At 38.3% G+C, this 16,165-nt stretch carries 10 protein-coding genes; 9 read left to right on the forward strand and 1 reads right to left on the reverse strand.

Annotation, left to right across the window (positions count from 1 at the left end):
* Positions 1-123 precede the first annotated feature (123 nt).
* The 4 genes from M23134_RS11040 to M23134_RS11055 all read left to right on the forward strand — a co-directional run bounded on the left by M23134_RS11040 (position 124) and on the right by M23134_RS11055 (position 7,746).
* Positions 124-4,944 (forward strand): T9SS type A sorting domain-containing protein, encoded by a 4,821-nt coding sequence (locus tag M23134_RS11040; RefSeq protein ID WP_082226543.1) that lies wholly within the window; start codon positions 124-126, stop codon positions 4,942-4,944.
* 135 nt (positions 4,945-5,079) lie between these two features.
* Positions 5,080-6,066 carry a hypothetical protein gene (locus tag M23134_RS11045; protein ID WP_002695990.1) on the forward strand — a complete coding sequence of 329 codons (987 nt, stop codon included), beginning with the start codon at positions 5,080-5,082 and terminating at the stop codon, positions 6,064-6,066.
* A 13-nt stretch (positions 6,067-6,079) separates the two neighbouring features.
* The gene (locus tag M23134_RS11050; protein WP_002695991.1) at positions 6,080-6,571 is read left to right on the forward strand and encodes a YqiA/YcfP family alpha/beta fold hydrolase; all 492 of its coding nucleotides are present in this window, start codon (positions 6,080-6,082) and stop codon (positions 6,569-6,571) included.
* 8 nt (positions 6,572-6,579) lie between these two features.
* Positions 6,580-7,746 (forward strand): glycosyltransferase family 2 protein, encoded by a 1,167-nt coding sequence (locus M23134_RS11055; protein WP_075164013.1) that lies wholly within the window; start codon positions 6,580-6,582, stop codon positions 7,744-7,746.
* A 9-nt stretch (positions 7,747-7,755) separates the two neighbouring features.
* On the opposite strand, the gene M23134_RS11060 is transcribed toward M23134_RS11055, so the two are convergent.
* Positions 7,756-8,763, reverse strand: coding sequence for a sugar phosphate nucleotidyltransferase (locus tag M23134_RS11060; protein WP_002695995.1), 1,008 nt, complete (start codon positions 8,761-8,763; stop codon positions 7,756-7,758).
* Positions 8,764-9,498: 735 nt separating this feature from the next.
* Here M23134_RS11060 and M23134_RS11065 point away from each other — a divergent pair.
* From M23134_RS11065 to M23134_RS11085, 5 genes are all read left to right on the forward strand, one after another.
* On the forward strand, positions 9,499-10,326 hold the full coding sequence (locus tag M23134_RS11065) for a CheR family methyltransferase (RefSeq protein WP_002695996.1): 828 nt from the start codon (positions 9,499-9,501) through the stop codon (positions 10,324-10,326).
* A gap of 36 nt (positions 10,327-10,362) precedes the next feature.
* A complete protein-coding gene (locus M23134_RS11070; RefSeq protein ID WP_002695997.1) occupies positions 10,363-10,962 on the forward strand; it encodes a chemotaxis protein CheB in 600 nt (199 codons plus the stop codon).
* Positions 10,963-10,976: 14 nt separating this feature from the next.
* Complete coding sequence (locus M23134_RS11075; RefSeq protein WP_045113383.1) at positions 10,977-11,798, forward strand: GAF domain-containing protein; 822 nt, start codon at positions 10,977-10,979, stop codon at positions 11,796-11,798.
* A 42-nt stretch (positions 11,799-11,840) separates the two neighbouring features.
* The gene (locus tag M23134_RS11080) at positions 11,841-15,317 is read left to right on the forward strand and encodes a PAS domain S-box protein (RefSeq protein WP_002695999.1); all 3,477 of its coding nucleotides are present in this window, start codon (positions 11,841-11,843) and stop codon (positions 15,315-15,317) included.
* A 142-nt stretch (positions 15,318-15,459) separates the two neighbouring features.
* Complete coding sequence (locus tag M23134_RS11085; RefSeq protein ID WP_002696000.1) at positions 15,460-16,050, forward strand: SiaB family protein kinase; 591 nt, start codon at positions 15,460-15,462, stop codon at positions 16,048-16,050.
* Positions 16,051-16,165 lie beyond the last annotated feature (115 nt).

Genomic DNA, 16,165 nt, shown 5'->3' on the forward strand with positions numbered 1-16,165 from the left:
ATCGTTAACAGAATAGCCCAGTTTATACGTAAAACATCTTTGCAGGTAAATTTCTTTGCTTGTAAGTAATTTTTTTAATCAACTCAAAGCCTGAAAAGCTTTACCCTAAAATATCTGAAATTAATGTATAGTTGTTACTTCCTTAAAAGAACACTCGTTTTACTCTTGGCAGTGGTATTAAGTAACGCCACCATTGCCCAGATTATCCCACCTGTACAATTCGCCGGAGACATTTGTACAGAAGCCAAATCAATCAATGTGGGAGATTGTAATGTCTTATTTGATATTCCCTCTACATTTACAGATTCAGGAGAACCCGTTGCAGGCTGTGTCTCTTCTAAAGATGCTTGGGCGTCTTTTACTACAGACGATGCCGGAGATTACCTGATTCGTTACACCAATAATAGTGGGGGACAAGATGCTGCCATTGCCATTTATAGTGGTACCTGTGGCGGGCTTACCCAGGTGGGTACTTGTGTAAATTCAGCTGCCAACCTCGATGAATTTGAAGCTACCGGATTAGCTGCCAGTACTACTTATTACATTCGTATTATGAATGTATTTGGGGGTTCCTCCATGGAGGGTTTTCTCTGTGTTACGAAAAAGTACACCAGCGATGATGCCGCCACTGCTCTTGCTGCCAGAAAGTTGTCCGTAAATTCTTGTAATGTTCGATTTGATGTAAATGGAACCGAAAGTGGCATTGCCGATCCTGGGGGAAGCTGTAGCACGATTACCCCAACCGCCAATGCTGCGGTAAATAAAGACGCTTGGGTTACTTTTGATGCCACCGCCGGAGATGTATTGTCGGTAGAGTATCAGGCAGATAATAGCAGTGTGTTTCCAGCCATCGTAATTTATCGGGAAAACGGAGGCCCTGATGTAGATTTAGATGCCGGAGGAGGAGTTCAAGAGGTTTGTTATGATGGAAATAATACTTCTTCGCCTTTTGTCAAAGTAGATTTTACTGCCTCCACTACTGCTACCTACTATATTCGGGTTATTAATATGAACAATACTGGAAATATGGAAGGTGTTTTATGTTTGTACAACAGTACCAAAAGAGCCTATGATAATGGCACCAATGCAGCAGCCAACCTCTTAACAATTGGTGATTGTAACATACAGTTTAACTTATTTGCTGGTGGTGGTGCTTTTAATCAAAATGATGGATCAACTACTATTCCTTGTGCATCCCCACCAGGTATTCCTTCTGATGCCTGGGGAGCTTTTACGGCTACCAATGGACAAGTAGTGACTGTGAAATACAACAATGACAACAACGACCCTTCTACTGCCACTACTACAGCACTGGAGGTATACCGGGCAGGGGTTGCTCCCGCAAATCGCCTGGAGTGCTCGAATGTAGTCACCGAAGGAATAGAAACCATTACTTTTACTGCCCCAGCCAATGATACTTATTATGTGCGTATAGTCAATGTGAGTAACCCAACCGATGCTTCTACCATCAATGGTACTTTGTGTTTAGTTGATGGTACACTTACCAAAGAAGATTTATGTTTTACTTCGATAGGCATTGGGGTAGGTGACTGTGATGTAGATTTTAATGTAACCAATACTGGCTTTATTGATAACGAAAGTCGTAGTCTTCCCGCTTGTGCTGGTGCACCTGCCAACTATCGCGATGGTTGGATGAACTTTAAAGCTTTAACCACTCAAACCCGTATACAATATAAATACGATGTGGGACAAGATGCTGTGCTGGCTGTTTACTCTGGTGACTGTAGTTCACTTACTTTATTAAGTTGTTCGAACTTAGTGACTGGTACAGGAACAGGTGGTACCGAAGACCTGGAAATCACTACTGTACCTGGGGACTCTTATTTTATAAGGGTGATCAATGTGACTGCATCGGGCGATATGACAGGAAAAGTCTGTGTAACCAATGTAGTAAACCGAGATGATTGCAATGATGCTGACATCCAAGAAATACCTGTAGGTTCGTGTAATGTATTATTTGATTTGCCTGCTTCTTATACTGCGTCAAGCCCTAACGCTGATGGAGGCTGTAGTGGAGGGCCATTTGCCGTAGAAAAAGATGCCTGGGCGCGTTTTACCGGAAATGGAGGAAATGTAACCATTACTTATGAAAGCACTGACCCCAACAGCAATGCATTCATTGAAATATCAAGGGGTACTGGTTGTGGAGCAAGAACTTTGGAAGCTTGTTCCGGACAAAACTGTAACTATACAGGAGTTCAATCCGAACAAGTAACCGTATCTAACACTACCAATGGAGCCACCTATTACATCCGGGTAGTAAATACGAGCAGTGCCAACGGAGGAGTAATGACTGGCTACATTTGTGTGTACAATAGCAGCACGGTACCACCCGTAGCGGTTACTTCCAAAATATCTACCAATACTTGTGCTTCGGCAAATACCATTGAAGTGGGAGATTGCGGTTTGAGAATGAATATATTGAAAAGTAGTGCGGCTTGTGCCAGCGACTTGACCAATTTTACCGACTCAGGAGAGCCTTTGGGAGCTTGTCCTATTGGTGCGGTTACTGCCGATGCCTGGTCTACTTTCTCGGCGATCAATACAGCTACCCATACCATTGAGTATGGCAACGAAAATCAAGACTTATCAGCTGCCAACGATGTGGCAATTGCAGTGTATAGTGGTACCTGTGGTGGTCCCCTTACTTTTGTGGCTTGTGCCAATGACATTGGTGCAGGAGCTGAAGGGGTGGAAAAGCTTACTTTCGCTGCTACGGCTGGTGTGCAGTACTATATCAGGATGATGAACATTTCGGCAAACAATACGGGCACTTATGGTAGGTTATGTGTGTTTGAAGGAACCAGTCTTGCCTCTGATAATTGCAGCGCTGCACCTACACTTGCCATTGGCACCAGCGATGAGCAGTTCAACATAGAATCGTCTTACTCTTTGGATGGTTCTAACTCTGCCGTGATTTCAAACTGCGTACTTTCAGGGGCTGCCAGAAAAGATGTATGGGCTAGATTTACCACAGCCGCCGATATTGATTCTACCATTACTGTAGTATATGACAACGACGATGGTGATGCCATTAAATCGTTAGACCCTGATGTAGTCAATGTAGGGGTGGCTATTTATGAACAAACTGGGGCGGACTGTAGTACGCTCAACCTGGTGGCTTGTGCCAACTCAGTAGGTGAAGGAAAAGAAACGATTACTTTCCAAACCAGAAACGATGGGGCAGGTAACATTATACCAACTACTTATTATATCCGGGTAATTAGCACCAATTCTAATGATGCAGTGCAGGGGAAGATTAGTATCTTTCCTTATTTGCAGTGTACCTTAGGAGACGAACGGGTAAGAGATGGACACTTTACCGCCTTTGATAAAACCTATTCGGGAAGCAACACCAGCACCACTTTACTCAATGCTAAGCAACGAGTGCAGGTTTTTGCCAGTGAATATGGTTATCGCCCTGATGTAAATGGTGTATCCACTCGGAATGAGCTGAACCCAGAAGGATATTATAGTGTGGCAAATACTGCCAATAATGTGCACTCTGCTTTTTATGCCTATGGATATCCCTACACTGGTTGGGGACCTAATGGTTCTTACTGTACCTCAGGGGGAGGGGTAGGTTCTGATGCTTGTCCTTATGTAAGCCCTAATACTATAGAGACCAGCCACGGCAATGATGCCAACTTGTTGATTGTAAATGGTCGTCGCCAAAGGGGTAAATTTTGGTGCCAAACTATTTATACACTTACTCCAGGTAATTTTTATGTGTTCAGTGCCTGGTTCAATAGTTTGATCCCAACTGATCGTAGTGCGCTAGACGACCCCCAATTACGAATTACAGTATGTGAAGGAACCGCCACCAATCCTCTGTACGATGGTTCTGCCGGTAGCAAAGGAGTAACCCTCACCCCCGCAGATGCCACATTGTATGAAACGGCTCATCCTGGAAGCATAGGGGCTATTACTGCAGCCGAAACTACGGCCAATGTAGTGCATCGTCCTATTCACCCTGGGGTAAATGGTAGATCAGGAGGGATTAGTTATCCTGAATTGGCACCAAGTGTTCCTTATGGAGCTGCCCGTGCTTGTGGCACTAACAACATAGATCTTAAAATCTTGAATTCAGATGTGTTTTTGCCTGAAAGCCCTGACCAGTGGGTGCCCATGCGTTGTATTTACAAAGCACCTGATGCTGGTGTAGAAGGCTACGATGTGAATCAGATCAATTTATGTATAGAAAACATTTCGGCTACTGCCAATGGTAATGACTTTGGTATAGACTTTATCTCGTTTCGTGAATGTACCAACTCCACCGACCCACAGGTAAGAAGTGTGTTGCAAAGTACTAACTGTGAGTTGACAGGTAACCCTACTGTACTGGGTATTCCTTTGAACATTCGTTTGATAGAGCTCAACGGAATATTGAGAGGTAATAAGGTGTTTTTAGATTGGATTACCTTAAGTGAGCAAGGAGCTGCACGTTTTGAAATAGAGAGGGCGGTTGCCGGAGGTGAGTTTAAAACCTTGGCAAATATCAATGCCAAAGGCTACTCTGATACACCTACTCCTTATAATTATGTAGATACCGACTTACCTTTAGGACAGCAAGTGGTATTTTATCGTTTAAAAGCATTTACTGTAAATAATACTTTTGGCTATAGCCCAATTGTAAAAGTGAGCATAGATGCCTTAAACGACATGAAACTCAAGCTAATTCCTAACCCTGCTACTACCAGTTCAGATAATGCTGTACTGCAGTTTGAGTCTCCAAAACTGGGGGAGGCTACCGTATCAATCTCTAGTATTATGGGAGTACAAACTAATAAATTTACTGTGCAAACCAATGCTGGTTTAAATCGTGTAGTACTTCCTGTTAAAAACCTGAAAGCGGGCATCTATATTATTCGGGTTACTCAGGGTTCGTTGATAGCCTCTAAAAAACTAGTGGTAAACCGATAACAACACTTTATTTATAATACATTACCAAAGCCAGGCTTTATGAAGCCTGGCTTTTTGTATATAAAAATAAATGTAAATTTGCCATGATTTCATAACACTACACCTGATTTACAGATAAAAGAAACGGGATAAAATATGCTCACAGATTATTGGGTAATTGCTTTATTATTGTCACAGTTAAGCTCTTTTGTATTATTAGCCGGAGCCGCTTTACTCAGTAGCCAGATCATTAAACGGTGGTCTGTAAACGGTTTCAGTGAGGAGCAACTCATGCTGGAGCGCAGAAGCTACTTGGTAGGCTCTATTGTACAGTTTGTGCTTATATTTCAGGTAGCAGCTCTGTTGATGTTTCTCAATGTTGCCAACCATCACCTAACAGGCGTAATCAAAGGTGCCATGTGTGCCGATGGAGTTTTAGGGGTGAATAGTTATGGCAAACCTTTATTATATATCAAAATGGGAGCAATGCTATTGTACATTGCTTATTTGTTACTAAATTATTTAGACAACAGTGAACCTACCTACCCTCTTACCCCAATAAAGTATTGGTTGATTTATCCTGTATTTTTGCTACTGGGAGTAGAGCTGGTTTATACCGTGTTATTTTTCTATCATATAAAACCTGATGTAATTGCTACCTGTTGTAGTGTTACTTTTGTTGCTCAAAGTGGTAAAACAGGTTATTTTACTTTATTTGGCAACGACTTTACATCATCTTGGTTGTGGGTATTTGGGGTGAGTGGTGCAGGGCTAACCACTATTTTGCTAACTAGTAAGCGCTTGGCTTGGCTAAACCTTATATTGGGTTTTGCCTTTATTACTTCAGGCATCTATAGCCTCAAGCAGTTTTTTGTAAAGTACATTTATGGTTTACCGTCACATAATTGTTTGTATGATATATTTTGGGCAAAGCACTACCTGATCGGATATGTCTTTTTTGGTGGATATTACCTGCTGGCTGGGGCATTGCTTGGGGCGTTTCTGTTGCAAATATTTAAGCCAAGACTACACCAGCAACACGCAAGCTTAGCACGTAAGATGCGTTGGGTGAGTATACTCACTACCATTATTTTAATTCTACTTCCTGTATATTATTGGTGGAAGTGGGACGGAACACTTTAAAAATAACTACCCGATGAACTTATTATATATTCATGGTTTAGACAGTAGTCCACGCCCCGACAAAGTGGCTGTGTTACAAAGCATTGCCGACAATGTGTGGGCTCCTCAGTTAAATTACCGAGAAAATCCACATACCTTTACCTACTTACTCGATGGAGCTAAAAAACGTGAGATAAACTATATTGTAGGTAGTTCGGCAGGAGGTTTTATGGGGTATTGGTTGGCGCCTCATTTGCAATGTAAAGCTTTATTGTTTAATCCTGCACTGGCTTTTCAGTCAATAATTCAACAAATAGTTACCCCAACTACTGTTGCGTCTTTTCAGCCATTTTATTCTATCATACTAGGAGGGCAAGACGATGTGATACCACCACAAACTACCCTTGACTTTTTAGTTGAGCATAACTCTCCGGCACAGTACCAGTTAGACCAAATAGATAGCCTTGGGCATCAAATAGATATGCAAACCTATGAGTATGCCTGTTACAAATACATTGTTAAATAATTGGTCAATTGGAAAAGGCAACATCTACTTCTTTATTATCATTAGTTGTGGTTTATCGCAATCGTGATATTACACGAGTAAAAAAATGTTTGGAGTCGTTGGCTTGGCAAACTAACCAAAACTTTGAGTTAATTTTTTTAGATTATGGTAGTAGCGACAAGTATAGCATGCAAGTACAGCATTTGGTAAATTCATTCTCTTTTGTTCAGTATTTTTATACGGATACAAGAGGCATGTTTTGGAATCGTTCGCGGGCACTCAATACAGGCATGAAGTATACAAAGGGTACTTATATTGTTACTATAGATATCGACCTTATTTTTTCACCTGACTTTATTGAGGTTACTTATTCTGCCCTTTCAGCTACCCACTATATAAGATATAGCTATTATTACTTACCAAAAAAATTTAAACAACACCATTTATTATTTGATGACACTGTTTGCCTGTGGAAAACCCTCAAAAAAACCTCTGATGTAACCAACTATGGAGTGTTGGGATTTCAAAAAGAAGCTTTTGAAAAAATAGGAGGGTACGATGATTTTTACAAGCTATGGGGGCTCGAAGACATAGATTTTGCTCGCCAACTAGAACAAGTAGGCGTGGTTTCAAAGGGTTTTCTTCAAAACCTGCTTATTTACCATCAATGGCATCCAAAGTCTAAGAAAGCGTTGCCCAACGGTTGGTATGATCAAATGTATAAGTACTATAAAGCAAAAAAAACTGCTGAATCAGGCACATATGCCAGGACAAGCTTGTACCACACTAAAAATCGTGTGGCACTGCATTTAGCGAAAAAAACAGGTGTTGCCAACCAACTTATTTTTGAGTTTATGTATCCCAAAGAGCAGGCTTTTGTGAGTTTTTTGTACCAGTTTAATAAATTGGCCGCAGGAGAGGCTTTAGTGGTAAGCCAAACTTTTAATCTAATTAAAAATAATAGGACAACCTGGGCAAGTAAATTTTTGCATCGTATGAATCAAATGCTTTCTAAAATAGGTGTTTCATATAGGTGGGTCGATATGGCAACATACAATTTAGAAGTGATAACCAAGCAGGAGGTGAGAGATTTTTTATTTTATTTCTTGATCAACCATCAACCTCAAGTTTTAGATTATTACTTTAACCACGAGGCTGCCAATGATCACTTATGTTTGGTAGTGGTTAAGAAGTAACTCAATAGACTAATGAGGAGTACCTAAGTTTATTTCAGCGTTATCACCAATGTTTAGGCTTTGGTTTAAACCTGTAAGTGATGTATCATTGCCAATGATAGAGCTTTCTAAAATTACATCTTTCAACTGGCTAAATGAGCCAATAATAGTGTTTTTTACTATAGTGTGCTCCATAATGGTATTGTCACCAATGGCCACGTTAGGCCCTATAATAGAGTGATGTATCTGGCAGTTTTCGCCTATACTTACTGGGGGGATAATAATAGTCTTGGGGTATTCTGGATATTTTTTATTTCTATACTCACTTAAGTTCAGCAATATAGCATTTGCCTCAAGCAACGTTTCTTTTTTACCACAATCAAACCAATTGTCTACCTGAATAGTATCTATACGTTCATCTTGATTAATCATTTGCATTAGAGCATCTGTCAAGTGAATCTCATTGTTAGTGCGTATGTCATTTTCTATCAAATGCTGTATAGCATTTAATAAAGTCATGGTATTGGTAATCTTGTAAATACCCACTAGTGCAAGGTTTGATTTAGGAATGCGTGGCTTTTCAACCAGCCGTTTAATTCTTCCTTCTTTGTTGGTTTCTACAATACCAAAATTTAGTGGATTACTTACTTTTTTTACTCCAACAATAGAGTGGGGTGACTTGAAAATCGCTTCCAGGTTTACATTGGCTATAGTATCACCCAATACAATCAACACTTCTTTTTCATCTTTGATATGTTCACGGCTAATCCATATCGCATGGGCAGAGCCTTCTCTGGGTTCCTGTACCACAAAGTCCATAGTAATGCGATCGCCATATTCGTGCAATAAAAAAGACTCGATTTTGTCACCTAAATATCCTAAAACAAAAATAAACTCCTTTATACCACCTTCTATAAGTTGATCAACTATGTGTGCAAGCATGGGCTTGCCTGCAATAGGTACCAGTGTTTTAGGTTGTGTGTGTGTATGTGGGCGAAGTTTAGCTCCTATGCCAGCAACAGGTATAACCACCTTCATAGATAAGAGTAATTTATAAAGTTTAAAATATTATTATGTTTTCTCCAAAAAATCAACTATTATGCATTAATGAATAAGGAAAGGCGAGAAAAACTTAACAAACGTATTTTCAACTAATTATTAGTTTAAAACAAGCACAAAGTTAAACATTTAATTGATTCATGGTAGTAACCATAAGTAAAATACTAACTAACAAAAAATGAACTTGTCTGTTTTGTTATACTAATCAAACTTTTACATAGAAAATACCAAATGTTTTTTCTTTATTACATACTTTTGACAATCAACACTCACTTATACAATGTATCAGGGGTGACTCAATTTATAACATCAATTATTTGTTTTAGAAATTATATAAGTGTAGAGTAATTGTGAAATTTTAACTTCAAGCTTCTTTCTTTAAGATCGCAAAACATATAACATCAGATTAAAAATAATTTCAAATTATTTCTTAATATTACAAAAAGTTTGTACCTGTATTGTCTTGTGAATAGCAAACAAAGTGAGTTACAAAACTCTATCTTTGACTACTAAATTGTACTACCATATTTAAAATGAAGTTTGTTTCTTGAGGTAAAGTCAAAAAGCAAAAATCATCGAAATACCAGGTCAGGGATTTAGTGTGCTAGTTAAGTCAATTACATACTCAAATCATACAAGCAAGAAGAGTTTCATCAATAAAAAAATCATAAATGTTCACTACTTACACTTGTGTAACAATATGCGCGAATTATTATGCAAGAGATTGAAATAACACAGTTACGCACATTGGTCGACATAGTAAAAAAGAACTATGACTACGACTTTTCTAATTATGCAATGTCTTCTTTCCGAAGGCGCATTCAGCGGATCATAGAACTGTACAAGTTTTCGTCAATAGAGGCTCTCTGTGAAAGACTATCAACGGGCGATGAGAAATTCTTTCATGATTTTTTATCTGAAATCACTGTCAATGTTACAGAAATGTTTCGTGACCCTTCGTTTTGGAGAGAACTACGCGACAATGTGATTCCTAACATTTTGTTGAACAACAAAAACATTAGCATTTGGCATGCGGGTTGTTCTTCAGGAGAAGAAGTCTTTTCGATGGCTATTTTGCTTAAGGAAATGGATTTGTTAGACCGTGCCCGGATTGTAGCTACTGACATAGACACTGCCATCTTAGAGAAAGCCGGTCAGGGAGCCTACTCCTTGAAAAACATGGAGCTTAATCAAAAAAACTACATTCGCTTTCAAGGCAATTTTAGTTTAGACAAGTACTACAAAGAAGAGAACAACAAAGCTGTAATGGACAAATCCTTGGTTGAGGGGGTACAGTTTAAGGCACATAACCTCGTAGAGGGTGCCTCATTTTCTAAATTTGACCTCATTCTGTGCCGTAATGTGATGATTTATTTCAATCAGACATTGCAAAATCAGGTACTGAAAATGTTTCACGAAAGCTTATACAAGTACAGTTACTTAGTAGTTGGTTCAAAAGAATCCTTGATTTGGTGTGAAATAGCCAACAAATTTATAGTAGTAAGTAACGAGGAAAAAATTTATAAAAAAGTAAAAGATTAAATTGCTCTTAACAGAAGACTACACTTTACGTATCTTATGACTCATTTCAATATAACAAAAACATATAAGGCAATTGTCATAGGTGGGTCGGCTGGAAGCTTTCAGGTAATAAGTAAAATCTTGAGTAGTTTGCCTAAAGATTTTGATATTCCTATCATGATGTGTTTACACCGATTGCGTCATGTGCGCAATGGGTTTGTAGAAGCACTGAATATTAAAAGTAATATCAAAATAGAAGAACCTTACGACAAGGAAACTATTAAAAGGGGGAAAATTTATCTGGCACCAGCAAATTATCATCTTTGTGTAGAATTAGGCAACACTTTTGCTTTATCAACCGAAGAACTCATCAATAATTCGCGACCTTCAATTGATATGATGCTGCAGACAGCAGCTTATGCTTACCGCGATAAACTGGTTGGCATATTGTTGTCTGGTGCAAATAAAGACGGCGCACTTGGTATGAAAAAAATTCATGATAGGGGAGGGCTAACTTTGGTACAAGACCCCAAAGAATGTCTGATTGACACAATGCCAAGCTCTGCTATAAAAATTACAGAAATAGATCATGTGCTGAGTGTGAATCGGATTATTGACTTTTTACTTGAGTTACACAAAACTTGTAAAATTGCTTAATTACTAATGATTGCATGAAATCGGTTTTCAGAATAATAGGTGGGGTTATGGTTGTCTCCTTTATTGTAGGAGTAATTCTTTTAGTGAATTATTACTTCAGTTGGATGAGTGACCTGAAAAGCGACTTACAACTTGTTGACGACGAACAAAAGAAGACGCTTGGTAAAGCTATGGGGAAACTCATGATTATGATATGCGTAGAAATTACGCTAGGCTTTCTGGCATTTCTCTTCTTTTTGTTAGGAGGGAGAGATTCTACACAAATTGTAAGTTTTTCCAATAATCAAGGAAACCAATACTCATCCGATCAAGATGGTGTAGACAATATCACCAAAAGCCATACATCTGTGAAAAGTATTCAAGAGGTAGGGGCTATTCTGGAACAACACTTTGATTTACAACATAAAAAAATGGAAAAAGTTCTTTGGACAGTTGCTAATGACTTGGAAGCTGTTCAGGGAGCTATATTCTTGACCAAGCAAAAAGAAAGTGAATTAAAAGTAATAGAGCTTTTTGCGGGTTATGCTTACTATTTGCCCGAAAGTAAAGTCCTTACTTATGAATTTGGTGAAGGACTTGCTGGTCAGGTAGCTAAAGATGGTAGACTGGTGAATATTTCTTCTATTCCAGAAGGGTATATATCAGTAATTTCAGGATTAGGAAAATCATCTCCTACCAATCTGATTTTAGTGCCTATCAAAAACGAACAAGAAAAAGTACTTGGGGTAATTGAAATTGCTTCTTTCCAAAGTTTTAATCAAAAAGATGAACTCTTTTTAAAAGAAGTGGCACTACTTTTGGCAAACGAAATAGAAACGAATAAAATAACTGCTTAATCAATATAAACAAGCCTAAAGACTAACATTGAGTTTTAAGTTATGTTTAAAAAACTAAAAATAGGTACTAAAATTACTGCGTTGGTTATTGGAGTGGTGCTTGCCTCTGTGATTGTGGTGAGTATTATTGCTTATAACCTGAGTAAGGGCTCCATCAACAGTCGTTATGCTGAGGCAATCAATGTAGTAGCCAACCTTAAAGCTCAAAAGATCGAGACCTTTTTCGATAATATCAAAAACGAAATACAGTTTGGAAAAGAACTTCAGGTTGTACAACAAAAAATACTTGCCGAAGCCAACCTTTCTCAAAAAGACTCCTCCATTACTACCGAGAAAAAAGAAGCACTCAATACTCAACTCAACATCATTGTAAACAATATCATCGGTTATAAAGATGTAAAAAACGTTTATTTGACAGATAACACAGGGAGCCTGTTGTATCAAGCCGAAGACAGAGGGCAAAACATTGACTCCATACTACGTGGTTTTGGTACCGACGTAATGCGAGGTACCAGTCAAGGCGGCGTTTTGTTTAGTGGAGTAAGTCAAAAAAATAGAACTCTATACGCGCTTGCCCAAGTAGATGGAGCAGATGCCCGCAATGCCAATATAGGCAAGATTATTTATGAAATTAATCTGAACTATATCTACAATCTTGTAAAAGACTCGACAGGGTTGGGTTCAACAGGAGAAACCATGTTGGTGCAAAAAGACAGAAACTATGCAACCTTCTTGAGCCCTTCACGTCATAAGTCTGGTTTAGAAAAAATTAGAATAGGAAGCCGTACTGGTATTCCTGCTCAGCGCTCAATTCGTGATAAAAATACAAAAAAATCAGAAGTCACATTAGACTATAGTGGAGAAGAGGTATTGGCCACTTGGCGTAATATTAAATCCATTGATTGGGGGGTTACTGTAAAAGTTGACCAAAAGGAGGTAAACGAACCTACTGACAAGTTGTTTGAGACTTTCTTGATTGTGGGAGCAGTTATTACACTACTGTCAATTGTAATAGGTTTTGCTTTCTCACGTTTTCTTATCCGTCCACTATTGGTGTTGAAAGATACAATCAACCTGTTAGCAAAAGGTATTCTACCTGACAAACTAAGACAGTCAACTACTGATGAAATAGGAGAAATGACTGTACAGTTAAATGAGTTGGTAGGTACATTGAAGAAAACAGCTGACTTTGCCAGGCAGATTGGAGAAGGAGATTACCAAGCTAACTTTAAACCCGTAAGCGACAAAGATACTCTTGGTATAGCTTTGCTTACCATGCGTGATAGCATTCAACAATCGGCACACCGTGACGACGAGCGTAACTGGATTGTAACTGGTTTGGCTGAAATCGGTGATATTCTGGGAGGGGTAAGTGGTATTACAGAACTTGGAGAGCAAGTGATTGCTTATATAGCCAAAAAAATAAGTGCAGTTCAAGGAGCTTTTTATACTGTAAACGATGAAGACCCAGAAGATGTGTTCCTTGAAATGAATGCAAGTTATGCCTATAATAAAAAGAAATATTTAAATGTTAAGTTCAAGTTTGCTGAAGGTCTGGTAGGGCAAGCTGCTATAGAGCAAGCCACTATTTTAAGAACCGAAGTTCCAGACGACTATGTAACGATCACTTCTGGATTGTTAGGCGACCGTAAACCTAAATCTATATTACTTACTCCTTTGATTACTGATGATGGAAATGGAGAGAAAGTATATGGAGTACTCGAGTTTGCGGGCTTTGAAAAGTTTAATCAACGTGAAGTCAACTTTGTAAAAGAAGTAAGTGACTTAATTGCACGAGCGGTATTTAATATCAAAGTACGTGAAACAACAGAGCGCCACCTGAAAGATGAAATGAAAATGCGTGGAGAGCTGCTGGATAAAACCAAGGCTTTGCAACAAAGTGCAGAAATAACAGAAGCTACTGCCGAAGCATTAAGAAAGAGTAAGGCTGAGCTTGAGATAAAAGTAGACGAAGTACAACAGGCAAGTAATAGAACACGTCTGTTACTTGAAAATGCTTCTGAGGTAATTACCATTTACGATGAAGATAAAACTGTAAAGTATATCAGTCCTTCGGTAGAGAAGATTTTGGGCTATTCGCAGAACGAGATGATTGGTGTAAAAGACATTAAATATGTACACCGTAAGGGAGTTCTTGCCGTAGAACAAATGTTTGAAAAACTAATTGCAAATCCTTATGAACAAGAAACCATTCAGTTTAGTTATGCTACCAAGCAGCTGGATGAAAATGGTGATAAAATATGGATTTGGTTGGAAGCAACCGGCACCAACTTACTTTCTGACCCGGCAATTAATGGAATTGTGGTAAATGCACGGGATATTACAGAAAGAAGAAGGGCTGAATCAGAGCAGCGAATGAGAGGACAAATGCAAGCATTATCCGAAAATTCGCCTGACTTGATTACACGTATTAATAAAGAAGGAAGGGTATTTTATATCAACCCTATCATTGAGACATATACAGGGAAAAGCAAAGATGAATACTTGCAAAAACACCTCTCTGATATTGATTTGAATGAAGAGATCATTAGTTCTTGGCGTAATATATTAGATGAAGTACGTAATAAAAACAAGAAAATAAATATGGATGTTGAGTTCCCGTCTATTATGGGTAAACGAAACATGCTGATTAATGCCATTCCTGAATACAATGATCAACACAACATCGAGTCTGTACTACTGGTATCGCATGATATTACTGAGCGTAAGATTATCGAGTTAGATATTCAAAACAAAAATAAGAAAATTACAGAAAGTATTAACTATGCCAAGCGTATCCAAGAAGCCATTCTGCCGGATACAAGGTATATACAACAATATTTAGAAGAATCATTTATTATGTATCGCCCACGCGATGTGGTTTCTGGTGATTTTCCTTGGTTTTTAGAGAAAAATGGCGATATTTATTTAGCCGCAGTAGATTGTACAGGACACGGTGTTCCAGGAGCATTAATCTCTTTGATTGGTTATTTCTTGCTCAACAATATAGTAAAAGAAGAAGGCGGAGGAAGCCCAGCCGAAATTCTTGACCTATTAGACGAAGGAGTAACTAGAACACTTAAACAAAACGAAAGTAACAATTCTACACAAGATGGAATGGATATAGCCCTTTGTAAAATTAATAAGGAGAAAAATCAACTTGAATATGCAGGGGCTCATCGACCATTGTACTTTACATCTAAAAATGAATTGTACGAAATAAAAGGTAATAAATTCCCTATTGGAGGCGCCCAGTACAAGAATAGAGTTAGGTTTACAAATACAACCATAAACTACGAAGAAGGTGACTATTTCTTTTTGTTTTCAGACGGTTTCCCTGATCAGTTTGGCGGACCCAAAAATAAAAAATTCTCTCCTAGAAGAATTAGGGAAATTATAAAAAATAATGCTAATTTGGGATTAAGTCAAGTGGAAAGAGTGATGGATGACGAATTTGACAAATGGAAAGCAAATAATAAACAAACAGATGATGTATTGATGATAGGCATCAAATTCTAGACGTGATTTTTAGAAGATTTCGAGAAGAATTGTTACATTTAAAAGTATATTATCAACCTCACATACTGCAAAGTTGAAGTGGGTTTCAAACTAACTTGATATTATAAGATAGTCTTAAAAAAAATTATTAACATAAAGACTTATGAAGTATATCTATGAGTTACATAAGACGATGGTGGAGCGGAGCCTAATATTGGTTTATGAAGGGGAATTTACTCAAGAAATTACCAAATCTGTGCTGGCTATGGCCGAAAGAAATATGGATGCCATCGGTGAAACTTCTAATATCAAAAGAAAAGTCTTCAACGTAATGGTAGAGTGTCTTCAGAATATTGTAAAACACGCAGAAGACTCAGAGGAGGAAGAAGAGATAGAATTACCAAATGGTAGTGCAGTCTTTATGATTGGTCAAGAAGAAGATAAATACATCGTTACGTCTGGAAATCCGGTGGTAAATGCCAAAGTAGAAATACTGCAAACCAAACTGGAACACATTAATAGCTTAGACAAAGATGGGCTAAAGACTTTATATAAGGAGATTATCAAAAAAGGACGCGAACAAGGCGAAGGAGGAAAAGGGCTTACCCAAAAAGGTGGCGCTGGCTTGGGTTTTGTAGACATGGCCAGAAAGTCTGGGCAAAAATTGCACTTCGATTTTGAACCCATTGACGACCACTTTTCATTCTTCTCACTGAAGACAATCATTAGCAGAAATAAAGAAGAAAAAAAGTAGATTAGCTACTGATTTTCATTATTATTGCCAATAATTTACAGTGCTTTGAATAGTACCCTCATTCTCTCTTTATGAGTATAAAAGCACTTAGTTTATAGATAAAAATTAATCAAAA

The sequence above is a fragment of the Microscilla marina ATCC 23134 genome, assembly GCF_000169175.1.
Classification (GTDB): domain Bacteria; phylum Bacteroidota; class Bacteroidia; order Cytophagales; family Microscillaceae; genus Microscilla; species Microscilla marina.